The sequence below is a fragment of the Kordia aestuariivivens genome (assembly GCF_014397005.1).
Lineage (GTDB): Bacteria > Bacteroidota > Bacteroidia > Flavobacteriales > Flavobacteriaceae > Kordia > Kordia aestuariivivens.
Genome location: NZ_JACGWS010000019.1, coordinates 20,088 through 35,582 on the forward strand (window position 1 = coordinate 20,088; position 15,495 = coordinate 35,582).

Below are 15,495 nucleotides of genomic sequence, written 5' to 3' on the forward strand. Positions count from 1 at the left end.
ACAATCTATGGAAGACATTAAAATAATAGAATGCCCACGAGATGCTATGCAAGGCATCAAAATGTTTATTCCTACGGAAAAAAAAGTGCAATACATCCAGTCGTTGTTGCGTGTTGGCTTTGATACGATCGATTTTGGAAGTTTTGTCTCTCCGAAAGCCATTCCGCAAATGGTTGATACTGCGGAAGTTTTATCCAAACTTGATTTATCTACCACAACAAGTAAACTCTTAGCAATTGTTGCAAATGTTCGCGGTGCGAATGATGCAAGTACGCATCCAGAAATTCAATACTTAGGGTATCCGTTTTCCATTTCTGAGAACTTTCAAATGCGGAACACACACAAAACCATTGCACAATCCATAGAAACATTACAAGAAATTCTAAACATTGCCGATAAAACCAACAAAGAAGTGGTTGCGTATCTCTCGATGGGATTTGGAAATCCGTACGGAGATCCTTGGAATGTTGAAATCGTAGGCGAGTGGACAGAGAAACTTTCCAACATGGGCGTGAAAATATTATCACTCTCTGATACAATTGGTTCTTCTACACCAGAAGTGATAGATTACTTATACGCAAACCTAATTCCTAAGTACACAGAAATCGAATTTGGCGCACACTTACACACCACACCAAGTTTATGGCATGAAAAAATAGATGCGGCTTACAAAGCAGGCTGTAGACGTTTTGACGGCGCTATTCAAGGATTTGGCGGTTGCCCGATGGCAAAAGATGAACTCACAGGAAATATGCCAACCGAAAAAATGGTTTCGTATTTCACGGCGGCAAAAGCAAATACAGGCATTCAAGCAATGAGTTTTGAATCGTCTTACAATGAAGCTTCAAAGATTTTCAATCAATATCACTAGAATTTCAGTTTTAAGTAGAGTTCATTCCTGCATAAGCAGAAACATATTCTTTGTTTCTAATTAGTTCTAAAAGTGTCTTTTCTAATTATTTTCTTGATACAAGAGAAAAAATACACATTCATAAACTTAGAAAAGTATTGTGAAGCTTTTTAAGAACGGCTATTTCCATAATCTCTACACAACTAATATTTTACTTTTCCTGTTCCTGTTAAAATAAATTTACAATTCTTAAATGAAAGATAAAACTAATTGTTAAAAGGGAAAAACCTCCTTAAATTATACGTAAAAAACTTTCATTAAAATAAACTTTGTGTTGTATCGTAAATAGATATTAATCATAAAACTTTATAAATTATGGAAACTAAAGATTTTGCAAGTAGATTAGTAAATATTAATCAACTTACTAAAGATGAGCAGTTAAGCCTTCGGAATGAAATACTGCAACACAGCCCTGAGTTATTAAGACCATGGTGGTTTAAGACTCGTTGTGAAATAAATGTATTAGTGGTAACTGATGGTGCATTAGATTTTGGAATAGGCGGTTTTGGCCTATCTAATTTTTTAACAATATTTAAAATATTAGAAGCGGAAAGCAATACGAATTTACAATATAATGTGACTTTAGGACACAGAGGAAATCCTGGAAGTGCTGGAATGCAAAGTACAAATCCAAATTTCGTGAATAAAATTACAAACTTCAAATTTGATGATGCGACTCACTTTACAACTTCAAAATATGACCAAGTTTGGTTATTCGGTTTTAGTACTGCGCCAATAGCTTCTACTGAAATCAGTGCTATTGAAGCATATATGAACAAAGGTGGTGGTGTTTTTGCTACAGGTGATCATGGAAATATAGGTATTGGTCTTTGTGGAAACATTACAAGAGTCAAAGATATGCGTCATTGGCAAGATTTTGGAGGCGGAGAAGTTAGTATGGGAGGAAACAGAAGAAATGATACCAATACGCCACATTCTGGGAATCCTAGTTCAATTAGTTTTGCTGATCAAGGTGATGCTATTCCGCAAAATATTCATGCTAGAGTATATGGAGCAGCTCCAAATTTGTTGCCACATTATTTATTATCCATCAGTACAGCTATCAAACCTTCAGGAATTATAGACATCATGCCCGATCATCCGCATGAAGGCGAATGTAAACCAGAAACAGATTTTACGCTGGTAAATCCAAATACAGGAAACTCACATACCATACGATCACAAAATATAGCAATGTCCTTTGTAACTGCGGGAAATACAGCAGGATTTAAAGCCGCTACAGAGCCACATTGTTTTGCATCGATTAGCGTTTTTGATGGAAGATCTGCAAGTGTTGGTAGAATCGCAATCGATTCTACATGGCATCATTTTGTGAATATAAACTTAGACGGATTCGCGAAACCTACTTTTGAGATCGTGTTACAGTACTATAAAAATATTGCACGATGGATGACTAGAGCAAAAAGAATGTTATGTTTTTATCATAGATGTTTAATATATGCTATGTTTTCTGATAGAATCATGGAAGCTAATATTTTAGATTTAGACATCAAAGCAGACGCTATTCCAGATGACGAATTATACGCAATAGGAGAACATGTCATTGATGTGATTAAAAGTGATTTTACACCTGCAGATGCGCTTCAATTTAAGCTAACAATGTTAGAATCTGTATCTCCAGAATTAGCCACTAAAATTGATGTTTGGGATCAAGAAAGAAAACAAGAAGAAGATTTCATACACAATCAATTTGTAAGTTGTAAGCCAATCATAGCGATGGCTGTTGGACTTGGAGTAGCAAGAATAAAGGATGAAATAGGAAATCCGAAGGAACAAATTGATGAAAAGGATGAAACGGTCATTTTGGATGTTTTTCAAAGAGGCTTGCAAGATGGAATTGCCAAATCTCTTACTCTTTTCAATAAAAATGTAACTTTCTTTTCTCAACTTCAAAGAAAGAAAGGTTAATATAACTATTGTGATGTATTTTCTATCAAGTACTACAGTTTTGTATCATCGCAAATAGAAATATTTAATCAAAGTAAAACTCCTCAATTGTTGCGATTGAGGAGTTTTTCTATCAAACAAAATTAAAATACAGCACTTTAAAATTAATTTTACGCGGAATTTCACAATCACATTAACAAAATGTTATCTACAATGTCTTATGGTATTAATTGTATAAAAAGTGGTATATTCGCATGCAATTATATCTTAATTGCGACATGACAGCACACGACAACAAAATTTTAGGCGAAGGACTTACATACGATGATGTATTATTAGTTCCCGCTTTCTCCGAAGTACTTCCAAGAGAAGTCAATATTCAAACAAAATTTACTAGAAATATAACGATCAATGTTCCGATTGTTTCCGCAGCGATGGACACGGTTACCGAATCGTCTATGGCAATTGCAATGGCACGCGAAGGCGGAATAGGTGTTTTACACAAAAACATGACAATTGCACGACAAGCGCAAAAAGTTAGAAAAGTAAAACGTGCGGAAAGCGGAATGATCATCGATCCAGTAACCTTACCGTTAACAGCAACTGTTGCTGATGCTAACGCAAACATGAAAGAACACAGTATTGGTGGAATTCCGATTGTTGATGAAGAAGGTACGCTGAAAGGAATTGTAACTAATAGAGATTTACGCTTTGAGCACGATAGTAAACGTCCAATAGTTGAGGTAATGACAAGCGAAAACTTAGTCACTTCTCCAGAAGGCACCTCATTAAAAGACGCAGAAGCAATTCTTCAAAAACATAAAATTGAAAAGCTTTTAATTGTAAACGATCGATACAAACTAAAAGGCTTAATCACATTCAGAGACATCACGAAAGTTACACAGAAACCAATTGCAAATAAAGATACGTTCGGACGCTTACGCGTTGCAGCAGCTTTAGGTGTTACAGCAGATGCTGTGGAAAGAGCAGAAGCTTTAGTAAAAGCAGGTGTTGATGCCGTTGTGATTGATACAGCGCACGGACATACAAAAGGTGTTGTAAACGTACTAAAAGCCGTAAAAGCAAAATTTCCAAACTTAGATGTAATCGTTGGAAACATTGCCACAGGCGAAGCAGCAAAATACTTAGTAGAAGCTGGTGCAGATGCTGTAAAAGTAGGAATCGGACCAGGATCTATATGTACAACGAGAGTTGTGGCTGGAGTTGGTTTTCCTCAGTTTTCAGCAGTATTAGAAGTTGCAGCAGCCATCAAAGGTAGCGGCGTTCCAGTAATTGCAGATGGAGGAATTAGATATACAGGAGACATTCCAAAAGCCATTGCAGCTGGTGCAGATTCTGTAATGTTAGGTTCACTATTAGCAGGAACGAAAGAATCGCCTGGAGAAACCATCATTTACGAAGGAAGAAAATTCAAATCATATCGTGGAATGGGTTCTGTAGAAGCTATGAAAGAAGGTTCAAAAGATCGTTATTTCCAAGATGTTGAAGCAGATATTAAAAAATTAGTTCCAGAAGGAATTGTAGGTCGTGTGCCATACAAAGGAGATTTAGACGAAAGCATTCATCAATTTATTGGTGGACTGCGTGCTGGAATGGGCTATTGTGGCGCAAAAGACGTAGAAACCTTGAAAGAAACAGGACGATTTATACGAATCACGGCAAGTGGAATTAACGAAAGTCATCCACATGATGTGGCTATTACCAAAGAAGCACCAAATTATTCAAGAAGATAATTTCAACTAGGAAATAAGCATAAAAAAGGCTATCAGTAGTAATTGATAGCCTTTAGTATTATGTTGAATTTTGTTTATCTTCCCGGAGGTGGACATTGCGCTGCACACACACCAAAATAGCTAGTTTGCGCTCCGTAACATAAATCTACAAAGTAGGTTCCAAAAGTTCCACCTTTAATTTCTTTTTCCGAAAGTGTAGAGATTGTTATTTTTTTAAATCTAAGCGATTGACTTAATTTTCTTTTTTTCATGATATATAGTTTTGAATTGACAACAAGATATTAAATCCTATTTTCTAAAAGAAGAAAACAATGTTAAGAAATGAAAATTATAGCCTCAAATTTATGAATTTGACATCGGTAGAAAGTACAAAAAAAGCCCTGTACTTCATTGAAATACAGGGCGTTTTAGATACGTATTAAAAATACGTTACTTCTTTTTTGCTTCAATATCTAATCCTAGTCTCTTAGCAACTTTCATTGTAAGATCATATAACGGATCAACATACGCCAATTCGTTTCCATCCAATGTGAAAACTTGTGTGTATTTCTCTTCTTGTGCAACAATTGCAACTGCTTCACCAACTTTCTTGTACAATGGACGCATTAACTCGTCTTGTTTCAATTGAGCTAATTGTGCTGCGTTTTGTCTAAACTTCTGAATATCAGATTCAAGTTCGAAAATCTCTTGTTGTTTTTTCTTCTTCGCTTCTTCAGTCATTGTAGCAAAGATTTTGTTCGCTTCTTCAACTTCCTTACTGTAAGCATCAAGCTTTAATTTCAAATCGCTTTGTAATTGCTTTTCATAATCTTGAATTCCTTTTTGAACTTGAGGAATTTCTGGTAATTGGGAAACGATAATATTAATATTAACAGTTCCTACTTTTGTTTGAGCAGAAGCTGCAAACGAAAAAAATACGATTGCTACTGTGCAAAGTAAATGTTTAATTCTCATCTAATTAATTTTTTATTTTTTCAAAGTTGGCTAATGTAATGAAAACATCATACCAAAAAAACGATATCACATAAAATTAACGTTTTTTCACATGATTATTTAACTAATTGGCCTCTGTGTGGCTTTAGCTTTTCACGCATAAATGGAACATCATCTTCATTGATAATCAATAATGCACATACATGCATCTCTGAAAACTCTTCTGTTGTAATTGATTCGCTTTCAATGCTTTCTAACGCAATAAATTCATTTAAGTGAATACAATGATGTTCAGCTGTACGTTTCGCTGCTGGACCTCTAAAATCCCAAATCAGTTTTACTTTAGCCATATTTTATATAATTTTCACAAAATTAGTCATCTTGTTGAAAAACAAACTATAAAAGCATAAAAAAAGCGAATGATTTTCATTCGCTTCTAAATAGATATGCAACTAGCTAAACTACTTCGCTACAATTTTAAATGTCTTTGAGAAGGTTGGTAAAGAAATTTTTACAATGTAAATATTATTCTTTGGCAAGTCTAAATACCTATTAAAACTTCCGTTGATGGTAATATTTTTCAAATCAACTACTTTACGACCGAGCAAATTATAAATGGCAACATTTGCCGTTTTTTCTAGGCTACTAATCTTTAGTTCCCCATTACTATAACTGGCTTTTATCTTTTTCAAATCTTGATCATTCTGCTCTTGAATATTTGAATATTCAATACCATACGCATCTATGAGTCTTGTCGTAGTAGTCTCATGTGCAAACAAACTTATGGTCGTAATCAATGCCGTAATAAATATGTAAAACTTCTTCATATACATCAGTATTTATCGGTTTCTAACTCATCTAATTCAAAAAAGGAAATCCCTTTATATGTTAAAATACCAAATATCAAGCCAAAAAATATAAAGTATATACTAATTAGGTCTCTTTATTTGTTGTGTACTATTGATGAATTCTTATTTTTGTCTTTCTCAAAAAAAAATACAATGAAATGAGCCATGACAATTATGTCGATATCAACCGATGTAATTTTTGGCGAGTTCCATCTGACAGTAGTAAAAAAAATAAATAGTAACAGATGAAAAATAGCATTCAATTAGTTCTTATTCTTTTGGTTTCATTGACGAGCTTTGCGCAGTCTAAAAAAGATAAAGTATTATTTTCTATTGAAGGAGAACCAACTTACGTTTCCGAATTTTCAAGAGTGTATAAAAAGAACCTTGATATTATTGATAAAAAAGATCAAAAAGACATCGAAGAGTATTTCGATTTATTCCTTCAATATAAATTAAAATTAAAAGAAGCTAGAAATCTTAATCTTCACGAAAAAGAAACGTATAAGAAAGAGCTTGCAGGATACAGAAAGCAACTGTCTAGCAATTATTTAACAGATAATAACGCAACGGAACAATTAGTAAAAGAAGCGTACGACCGTTTACAGAAAGAAGTAAGGGCAAGTCATATTTTAATTAACGTTACGCTTGATGCTGCTCCAAAAGATACATTGCTAGCCTACAATAAAATCATGAAAATTCGTAAATCCATCCTTGATGGAGCTGATTTTGGTGAAGTTGCAATGGAAAATTCAGATGACCCTTCTGCCAAAGGAAACCAAAAAATAAAGCCAAACAAAGGTGATCTTGGCTATTTTTCAGCGTTTAGAATGGTGTATCCATTTGAATCAGCAGCGTTCAACACAAAAATAGGCGACGTTTCTATGCCAATTCGTACCCAATTTGGATATCACATCATAAAGGTAATGGATGTTCGTGCGAATGTGGGAGATATTACGGTGGCACATATTTTATTACTAGATAAAAAAGAAGGCGAAAACAAGGAAAACCCTGAAGATAAAATACAAGACATTTACACACAATTACAATCGGGAAGCGATTTTGGAAAATTAGCAAAACGTTTTTCAGAAGATAGAAGCACAGCCGTAAATGATGGTAAATTGCCAAAATTTGGTCGTGGGCGATTGCGTTCAAAAGAATTTGAAGATGTAGCATTTTCATTAACTAAACCTGAGGAATTCTCAAAACCGTTCAAATCAGAATTTGGATGGCATGTTGTAAAGTTGATCTCCAAACACGAAATGAAAAGCTTTGAAGATGAAAAAGGTGTTTTAGAACGAAAAATTAAAGGTGACAAAAGAGCGAACGTAATTAATACGTCTATTCTTAAAAAAATTAAAAAACTCTACACAATTACTGAAAGTAAAGATGCTAGAGAAGATTTTATTGCGCTTGCAGATCCTAACTTTTTCAGTAGAAACTGGAAAAAACCAACGGATCCTACTTTTTTAAACAAGACATTAGTTCAAGTAAAAGACACAAAAATAAAATACGACGAATTTGCTTCTTATCTGCTAAAAGCGAATGCGAGATTTGCGAATAAAAAACAAGATCCTAAAAGTTTTATCAATTATCAGTACACACAATTCATGGAAGCGAAATTATTAGCATTCTATGAAAGTGATTTAGAAAACGTAAATGAAGATTTTGCAGCTATTTATGGAGAATACCGTGATGGATTGTTGCTATTTGATTTAATGGAAACTGAAATTTGGGAGAAAGCAAAAATAGATACCTTAGGTTTGGAAAAATTCTTCAATGAAAACAAAGAAAATTACAAATGGGAAAAGCGTGTAGAAGCTGTTATTGCTTCTTGCACGGAAGAAGATGCAGCGAAACAAGTACAACAATTACTACAAGAAGGAAAATCTTTGGAAGATATCAAGCAAGCAGTCAATAAAGACAGCAAAGTAAACGTTATCTTTTCGCCAGGTGTATATGAAGAAGCACATCGAAACCTTCCGGAAGGATTCAAATTTGAAAAAGGAGTTTCAACAATATATAACGATGGAAAAACAGACTTTACAATTGTAAAAGTGAACGAAATTATTCCAGCGAGTCACAAAGAACTTTCTGAAATCAAAGGAAAAGTAATCAGCGACTATCAAGTATATCTTGAAGAAGAATGGATAAAAACCTTGAAGAAAAATTACAAAGTTGACATCAATAAAAAAGTATATCGTAAACTAAAAAAATATATTAAATAATTCATATTGAAGAAATTAAGTCTCATAGTCAGTATCTTTTTATGTATTTCATGTGAATATTTTCAATCATCGAATGATGGCGAACCAGTTGCTAGAGTTGGTGAAAGTTATTTATACAAAAGCGATTTAGAACCGCTACTTTCCGAAACTGTATCTTCGGAAGACAGTACGATTATTGTAAACAACTACATCAATCGATGGGCAACGCAAGAACTATTCATTCAGCGTGCAAAAATCAACTTAACACAAGAAAAACAAGATGCTTTTGAAGAGTTGGTTGCCGAATATCGCCAAGATTTATACATAGAAGCATACAAAGAAGCCATTGTCAAAAAAACAATTGATACTACTGTTACGGCTTTTGATGAAGCGGCGTATTACAATGTCAACAAAGAAAACTTCAAACTCAATGAAGAATTGCTCAAACTACGTTACATCAACATTGGGAAAGACAATTCAAACATTGAAGAAATTACAGAGCGTTTCAAGCGTTTTAATGTTGAAGACAAAGAAATATTAGATTCATTAGCAATTCAATTCAACAATTACTCACTCAACGATTCTATTTGGGTAAAAGAGACGCAGGTGTTTAATAAAATTCCTGTAATCACTAATGAAAACAAAGATAAATACTTAAAAAAATCACAATTTTCTCAGATAGAAGATTCATTAGAAGTATATTTGGTGCGAATTGAGGATAAAATCGGTAGAAACGACATTGCGCCGCTTGCGTATGTACGTCCTACAGTACGACAAATCATCCTCAATAAGCGAAAGCTTGAATTTATCAGAAAATTAGAAAAAGACATCACGAAAGATGCAGTTAAGCAAAAACAGTTTGAAACTTACAATTAACACAATGAAGCAAAGTATATACGTACTTGTGCTGCTTGTAGCATTTGGAATGCAAGCGCAAGAAAAGGAAGATGCAACAATGGTTTCTGAAACCATCATGGAAGCGAAAACACAAACAAAAGACTCAACAAAATCAACCTCAAAAAGAATCAAAATTGATGGTGTTGCCGCAGTAGTTGGTGACTATATTATTTTAGAATCAGATATTGATAAAACGTTCTTAGATTTCCAACAACAAGGTGTTTCTATGGAAGGACTTACTAGATGTAAATTACTAGGAAAACTGATGGAAGACAAATTGTATGCGCACCAAGCGATACAAGATAGTATTGAAGTTTCTCCAGGAGAAATCAGAGATCGTGTAAATCAAAATATTGAATATTTCAGTCAACAAACAAATGGAATGGCAGAATTATTAAAATTCTATGCGATGGAAGATGAAGCTACTTTGCGCGAACGTTTAACGGAAATTACGAAAGTGCAATTTTTGACTAACCGCATGCAATCAAAAGTAGTACGTGATGTAGAAATTACTCCAGAAGAAGTACGTCAGTTCTTTGAGAAAATTCCAGTAGATCAACGTCCAGTAATTGGCGTAGAGTTGGAAGTAGCTCAAATTATCATTGCACCAGAACCTTCAAAAGAAGCTGTTGACAAAGTAATTGACAAACTAAAAGGAATCAAAGCAGAAGTAGAAGCAGGTTCAAGTTTTGGAACCAAAGCAATTTTATATTCTAAAGATAGAGCATCTGGACGTCAAGGCGGATTAATGGCGATCAACAAAAGAATGTCACTAGCGAAAGAATTTAAAGATGTCGCTTTCTCTTTACAACAAGGAGAAATATCTGATCCATTCGAAACTGAATTTGGATGGCATATTGTAATGATTGATAAAGTTCGTGGACAAGAAAGAGATGTACGTCACATTCTATTAATTCCAGAAATTACCAACGAAAAGCTTGAAGAAGCTCGTAAAGAAATTGATACCTTACGTCAACGAATCATGGCTGGCGAACTTACTTTTGATGAGGCAGCACGTTCATTCTCGGATGACAAGGAAACACGAAACAATGGTGGTAAATTGATCAATCCTGCAACGTATGATACACATTTTGAACTCACAAAAATGGATCCTGAGCAATATTCGCAAATAGAGCCATTAAAAGGAAATGAAATCTCAATTCCATTAATTGACGAAACTAGAACAGGTCAAAAGCGATTCAAATTACTAAAAGTAACCAATCGTTATAACGAGCACGTAGCTGATTATTCTAAAGATTATATCAAAATAAAAAGCTTAGCACTCAAAGAAAAGCAGTTAAAAGAAGTTGGAAAGTGGATCACACAAAAAATCGAGGATACGTATATCAACGTAAATAGTGATAATCGTAAATGTGAATTCACAAATAACTGGTTAAAAAAATAATTTCCCTATGTCAGATGTTGCCGCTATTGAAAATCTTGTAAAAAAGCACAAGGAACTCAAGAACGAAATTGCTAATATTATTGTTGGTCAAGAAAGTGTAATAGATCAAATATTACTTTCCATATTCTCTGGAGGACACGCCTTATTAATTGGTGTTCCAGGATTAGCTAAAACATTAATGGTAAACACCATTGCTACGACATTAGGACTCGATTTTAAACGAATTCAGTTTACACCAGATTTAATGCCGAGTGATATCTTAGGAAGTGAAATCCTAGATGAATCTCGTAACTTTAAATTCATCAAAGGACCGATATTTGCCAACATTATCTTGGCAGATGAAATCAACCGTACACCGCCAAAAACACAAGCGGCGTTGCTAGAAGCAATGCAAGAACGCTCTGTAACAGTTGCGGGAAATCATTACAAACTCGATTTACCATACTTTGTATTAGCAACACAAAATCCAATAGAACAAGAAGGAACATATCCGTTACCAGAAGCACAATTGGATCGTTTTATGTTTGCCATTCATTTGACGTATCCATCATTTGAAGAAGAAGTGCAAGTAGTAAAAGCAACAACTACAAATGTTGAAAATACAGTAAAAGCATTATTCAATGCGAATGAAATCATTGCGATTCAACAATTGATTCGTAAAATTCCTGTAGCAGACAATGTAGTAGAATATGCAGTTCGATTGGTCTCTAAAACGCGTCCAAAAGAACCTAGTGCAACCGATTTAGTAAAACAATATGTAGATTGGGGAGCAGGACCAAGAGCGTCACAAAACCTAATCTTAGCAGCAAAAGCGCATGCGGCAATCAACGGAAAATTTTCTCCTGATATTGAAGATGTGCAAGCGGTTACGATCGGAATCTTATCACACAGAGTCATCCGAAACTATAAAGCGGAAGCAGAAGGAATTACCATTGAAAAAATTATCAAAAGTTTGTTCTAAAAACTTTTTTTATACTTCTACCGTCATCACGGTATATACCCAATATTTAGTATTATCAAAAAATAGCATCTCAAATTATGAATTACATAATTTGAGATGCTGTTTTTGTTTATTTTTAAATTAAATGCAACAAAAAAGAAGATTTAATAAAAATAATGAACTGAAAATAAAGGTATACTGTTGATTTTTAAAAATGAAGATAATTTCGTAATTTCGCAGGACTTTCAAAACACTAAAAAAACGAATATATGGCCTTTGATATTGATATGATAAAAAAGGTTTACGAAACAATAGTGGAACGTGTAGACAAAGCGCGTGAAATTACTGGTAAACCATTAACACTTTCAGAAAAAATACTATACTCACATTTATGGGATGGAACGGCAACTAAAGCTTTCGTTAGAGGAAAAGACTATGTAGACTTTGCTCCAGATCGTATCGCTTGTCAAGATGCAACTGCACAAATGGCTTTATTGCAATTTATGCAAGCAGGAAAAACTAAAGTAGCAGTTCCAACAACAGTACATTGTGATCACTTAATCCAAGCAAAAGTTGGTGCTACGAGTGATTTACAAGCTGCCATGAACAATAGTAGTGAAGTATTCAATTTCTTAGAGTCAGTATCAAACAAATATGGAATCGGATTCTGGAAACCAGGCGCAGGTATCATTCACCAAGTAGTATTAGAAAATTACGCATTCCCAGGTGGAATGATGATTGGAACTGATTCACACACCGTAAATGCTGGTGGATTAGGGATGGTTGCCATCGGAGTTGGTGGTGCAGATGCAGTAGATGTAATGGCAGGAATGCCTTGGGAATTAAAGTTTCCAAAACTAATAGGTGTAAAACTAACAGGGGAAATTTCTGGTTGGGCAGCACCAAAAGATGTAATCTTAAAAGTAGCTGGAATTGTTTCTGCAAAAGGAGGAACAGGTGCTATCGTAGAATATTTCGGACCTGGAGCCATTGGAATGTCTTGTACAGGAAAAGGAACCATCTGTAACATGGGAGCAGAAATAGGCGCAACAACATCTACTTTCGGATATGATGAATCTATGGAACGCTACTTACGTGCTACGGATAGAAGTGATGTAGCAGATGCTGCAAATGAAGTAAAAGAATACTTAACAGGTGATGATGAAGTATATGCAAATCCAGCACAATACTTTGATCAGGTTATAGAAATCAACTTATCAGAATTAGGACCATTATTAAACGGACCGTTTACGCCAGATTTATCGACAACAGTTGGTTCAGAAATGAGCGCTAGAGCACAAAAGAACGACTGGCCAATGCAAGTAGAATGGGGATTAATAGGTTCTTGTACCAACTCTTCTTACGAAGATTTATCAAGAGCATCTTCTGTTGCGCAACAAGCATTAGACAAAGGATTAAAAATGAAGTCTGAACTCGGAATCAATCCAGGATCAGAACAAGTACGCTACACAGCAGAACGTGATGGAATCCTAGAGATCTTCGAAAAACTAGACGCTAAAATATTTACAAATGCCTGTGGACCTTGTATTGGACAATGGGCTAGATATTCAGATCCTAAAAACGCACCAAAAAATAGCATTGTACATTCTTTCAATAGAAACTTTGCAAAACGTGCAGATGGAAACCCAAACACTCACGCGTTTGTAGCGTCTCCTGAAATTACGGCTGCAATTGCAATTGCAGGACGTTTAGACTTTAATCCGATGACTGATACACTAATCAACGAAAACGGAGAAGAAGTAATGTTAGACGAGCCAACTGGATGGGAATTGCCTCCAAAAGGTTTCGAAGTAAAAGATAATGGATACTTAGCGCCAGAAGAAGATGGTAGCGGCGTAGTTATTTCAGTAGCAGATAACTCTGAGCGTTTACAATTATTGACACCTTTTACGCCACTAGGCGGAAACATCTCAGGAGCAAAACTATTAATCAAAGCACATGGTAAATGTACAACGGATCACATCTCTATGGCTGGACCGTGGTTGCGTTTCCGTGGACATTTAGATAACATTGCAAATAATACATTAATTGGTGCTGTCAATGCATTCAACATGAAAACAAACTTTGTGAAAAGTCAGTTAGATGGTGAATACGACGCAGTTCCAAAAACAGCACGTGCATACAAAGCAGCAGGAATTGAAACCATAGTAGTTGGAGATCATAACTACGGAGAAGGTTCTTCACGTGAGCATGCAGCGATGCAACCAAGACACTTAGGTGTAGCAGCAGTGATTGTAAAGTCATTTGCACGTATCCACGAAACAAACCTTAAAAAACAAGGAATGTTAGGATTAACATTTGCAACGGAAAGCGATTACGATTTAATTCAAGAAGATGATACCTTCAACTTCGTAGACTTAAACGAATTTACGCCAGGAAAACCATTAACCATTGAAGTTGTGCATGCAGATGGAAGCAAAGATACTATCGTTGCAAACCATACGTACAACCAAAGTCAGATTGACTGGTACAATGCAGGTTCTGCCTTAAACTTAATCAAAATACAAAACGCTGCTTCTTAATACGAAAGCAACTTATTTCATACAAAGCCCTGAACGGAAACGTTCGGGGCTTTTTTTATTTCTTGAATTGAAAGGTTGAAATAGCAAATGATTAAAAAAAGTCAAACCCAAAATGTAAAACTATTTTCGCTAAAAGCTAAAGAAAACATCTTTAAAATCTTCCATACAAAAGAGAACTATCTAAGGTCCTTAGCATCAATGCTTTTTTTGCGGTTTAAATCTTACTTCATGATAAAAGTCATAAAATAAATCAACTTTATTTCTGACCTTTAAGTACTGTAAATCAATACAAATTTAAGTTAACCAATTTTAAATTTTAAAAGGATTTAAAATTTACGGGGAAGCTGAAAACCGATTTAGAGTAGGCACAACAAATTTAAAAGTAAAAATCATGAATAAAAAAGTATGGCATAGTGAGAAGACAATGATGTACTTCATCAACACGACTGCAAGTAAAATTTTATCATTAGCAGATGGAAAAAAACTATTTAGCAACCTAGTAGCGGAAGCTTTTGCAGGATCAAAAATTGAGAGTATTAATGATGAAACCTTGGAAAGCTTTCAATTAGAAACAGAACTTAATGATCGATTTTTTCAATCTACTGCTTTTTGCATAAGCATGTGGGAACGTCAGTTACTAAATTTCAAAATTTCAAATACAGAAAATGTAACTATTCCGCCTTTAGCAAAAGAAGCTATTGACAGCAATGGAAATCTTACCGTTGAAAAAGCATATAGTATTATAGCTAAAGAAGATAAAGCAACTGAATATAAAATGTACAATCAGCTTAAAGCAAATTTAGCGATGTTATTTGCGTATGATATGGTGTTCATTAAATTTACGGGTAGTATGGAGGATTCTAATGAAAATGTTGTAACAGATAGCGATTTACCACGCTATAAAATAGGGTATCTACAACCAAATCTTTTGAAAAACATGTATAATTTAGGTGATAATAATGTAATTAGAATGCATCCTATATTAGCTGCGACAGCTGGAAGTTTTGCTGCAGACGCTGTTAAAGTAGCAGCCGAAGAAGCTGGAACAACAGCCGGAGATATCGTTGGTAGAATGGAGTCGCGCTAGAAATCTTTCTGTAGAAATTAAAGCTGTAGAGCATTGAAGTTTCTAGTATTGTAACGTAGTATA

13 protein-coding genes are annotated in these 15,495 nt (G+C 34.7%); 9 read left to right on the plus strand and 4 right to left on the minus strand.

Features of this window, described 5'->3' with window-relative positions:
* The first annotated feature begins 7 nt into the window (after positions 1-7).
* The 3 genes from H2O64_RS21940 (at position 8) to guaB (ending at position 4,572) form a co-directional block, all read left to right on the plus strand.
* Positions 8-871 (plus strand): hydroxymethylglutaryl-CoA lyase, encoded by an 864-nt coding sequence (locus H2O64_RS21940; protein WP_187564387.1) that lies wholly within the window; start codon positions 8-10, stop codon positions 869-871.
* Positions 872-1,225: 354 nt separating this feature from the next.
* Positions 1,226-2,839 (plus strand): hypothetical protein, encoded by a 1,614-nt coding sequence (locus tag H2O64_RS21945; protein ID WP_187564388.1) that lies wholly within the window; start codon positions 1,226-1,228, stop codon positions 2,837-2,839.
* A gap of 257 nt (positions 2,840-3,096) precedes the next feature.
* Positions 3,097-4,572, plus strand: coding sequence for an IMP dehydrogenase (guaB, locus tag H2O64_RS21950; RefSeq protein ID WP_187564441.1), 1,476 nt, complete (start codon positions 3,097-3,099; stop codon positions 4,570-4,572).
* A gap of 74 nt (positions 4,573-4,646) precedes the next feature.
* Here the strand turns inward: guaB and H2O64_RS21955 are convergent, their stop codons facing one another.
* The 4 genes from H2O64_RS21955 to H2O64_RS21970 all read right to left on the minus strand — a co-directional run bounded on the left by H2O64_RS21955 (position 4,647) and on the right by H2O64_RS21970 (position 6,332).
* Entirely contained in the window at positions 4,647-4,823 is a 177-nt protein-coding gene (locus H2O64_RS21955; RefSeq protein WP_187564389.1) for a hypothetical protein, read from the minus strand.
* 178 nt (positions 4,824-5,001) lie between these two features.
* Positions 5,002-5,526: an OmpH family outer membrane protein gene (locus H2O64_RS21960; protein WP_187564390.1), complete on the minus strand. Its 525-nt coding sequence runs from the start codon at positions 5,524-5,526 to the stop codon at positions 5,002-5,004.
* A 95-nt stretch (positions 5,527-5,621) separates the two neighbouring features.
* Positions 5,622-5,855 carry a hypothetical protein gene (locus H2O64_RS21965; RefSeq protein WP_187564391.1) on the minus strand — a complete coding sequence of 78 codons (234 nt, stop codon included), beginning with the start codon at positions 5,853-5,855 and terminating at the stop codon, positions 5,622-5,624.
* Positions 5,856-5,966: 111 nt separating this feature from the next.
* Positions 5,967-6,332, minus strand: a complete 366-nt coding sequence (locus H2O64_RS21970; protein WP_187564392.1) for a T9SS type A sorting domain-containing protein — start codon at positions 6,330-6,332, stop codon at positions 5,967-5,969.
* A 266-nt stretch (positions 6,333-6,598) separates the two neighbouring features.
* Here H2O64_RS21970 and H2O64_RS21975 point away from each other — a divergent pair, with 266 nt between their 5' ends.
* The 6 genes from H2O64_RS21975 (at position 6,599) to H2O64_RS22000 (ending at position 15,432) form a co-directional block, all read left to right on the plus strand.
* Complete coding sequence (locus tag H2O64_RS21975) at positions 6,599-8,581, plus strand: peptidylprolyl isomerase (protein WP_187564393.1); 1,983 nt, start codon at positions 6,599-6,601, stop codon at positions 8,579-8,581.
* 6 nt (positions 8,582-8,587) lie between these two features.
* Positions 8,588-9,436, plus strand: a complete 849-nt coding sequence (locus tag H2O64_RS21980) for a peptidyl-prolyl cis-trans isomerase (protein WP_187564394.1) — start codon at positions 8,588-8,590, stop codon at positions 9,434-9,436.
* Positions 9,437-9,440: 4 nt separating this feature from the next.
* Positions 9,441-10,862: a peptidylprolyl isomerase gene (locus H2O64_RS21985; RefSeq protein ID WP_235983001.1), complete on the plus strand. Its 1,422-nt coding sequence runs from the start codon at positions 9,441-9,443 to the stop codon at positions 10,860-10,862.
* A gap of 7 nt (positions 10,863-10,869) precedes the next feature.
* On the plus strand, positions 10,870-11,823 hold the full coding sequence (locus H2O64_RS21990) for an AAA family ATPase (RefSeq protein WP_187564396.1): 954 nt from the start codon (positions 10,870-10,872) through the stop codon (positions 11,821-11,823).
* Positions 11,824-12,071: 248 nt separating this feature from the next.
* Entirely contained in the window at positions 12,072-14,345 is a 2,274-nt protein-coding gene (locus H2O64_RS21995; protein ID WP_187564397.1) for an aconitate hydratase, read from the plus strand.
* A 391-nt stretch (positions 14,346-14,736) separates the two neighbouring features.
* On the plus strand, positions 14,737-15,432 hold the full coding sequence (locus H2O64_RS22000; RefSeq protein WP_187564398.1) for a hypothetical protein: 696 nt from the start codon (positions 14,737-14,739) through the stop codon (positions 15,430-15,432).
* Positions 15,433-15,495: the final 63 nt, after the last annotated feature.

What these genes read in the sequence shown, in the direction of transcription:
- H2O64_RS21960 (WP_187564390.1), bottom strand. Translation starts at nt 5,526, where the DNA reads ATGAGAATTAAACATTTACTTTGCACAGTAGCAATCGTATTTTTTTCG.
- H2O64_RS21975 (WP_187564393.1), top strand. Translation starts at nt 6,599, where the DNA reads ATGAAAAATAGCATTCAATTAGTTCTTATTCTTTTGGTTTCATTGACG.
- H2O64_RS21990 (WP_187564396.1), top strand. Translation starts at nt 10,870, where the DNA reads ATGTCAGATGTTGCCGCTATTGAAAATCTTGTAAAAAAGCACAAGGAA.
- guaB (WP_187564441.1), top strand. Translation starts at nt 3,097, where the DNA reads ATGACAGCACACGACAACAAAATTTTAGGCGAAGGACTTACATACGAT.
- H2O64_RS21970 (WP_187564392.1), bottom strand. Translation starts at nt 6,332, where the DNA reads ATGAAGAAGTTTTACATATTTATTACGGCATTGATTACGACCATAAGT.
- H2O64_RS21955 (WP_187564389.1), bottom strand. Translation starts at nt 4,823, where the DNA reads ATGAAAAAAAGAAAATTAAGTCAATCGCTTAGATTTAAAAAAATAACA.
- H2O64_RS22000 (WP_187564398.1), top strand. Translation starts at nt 14,737, where the DNA reads ATGAATAAAAAAGTATGGCATAGTGAGAAGACAATGATGTACTTCATC.
- H2O64_RS21985 (WP_235983001.1), top strand. Translation starts at nt 9,441, where the DNA reads ATGAAGCAAAGTATATACGTACTTGTGCTGCTTGTAGCATTTGGAATG.
- H2O64_RS21965 (WP_187564391.1), bottom strand. Translation starts at nt 5,855, where the DNA reads ATGGCTAAAGTAAAACTGATTTGGGATTTTAGAGGTCCAGCAGCGAAA.
- H2O64_RS21945 (WP_187564388.1), top strand. Translation starts at nt 1,226, where the DNA reads ATGGAAACTAAAGATTTTGCAAGTAGATTAGTAAATATTAATCAACTT.
- H2O64_RS21940 (WP_187564387.1), top strand. Translation starts at nt 8, where the DNA reads ATGGAAGACATTAAAATAATAGAATGCCCACGAGATGCTATGCAAGGC.
- H2O64_RS21995 (WP_187564397.1), top strand. Translation starts at nt 12,072, where the DNA reads ATGGCCTTTGATATTGATATGATAAAAAAGGTTTACGAAACAATAGTG.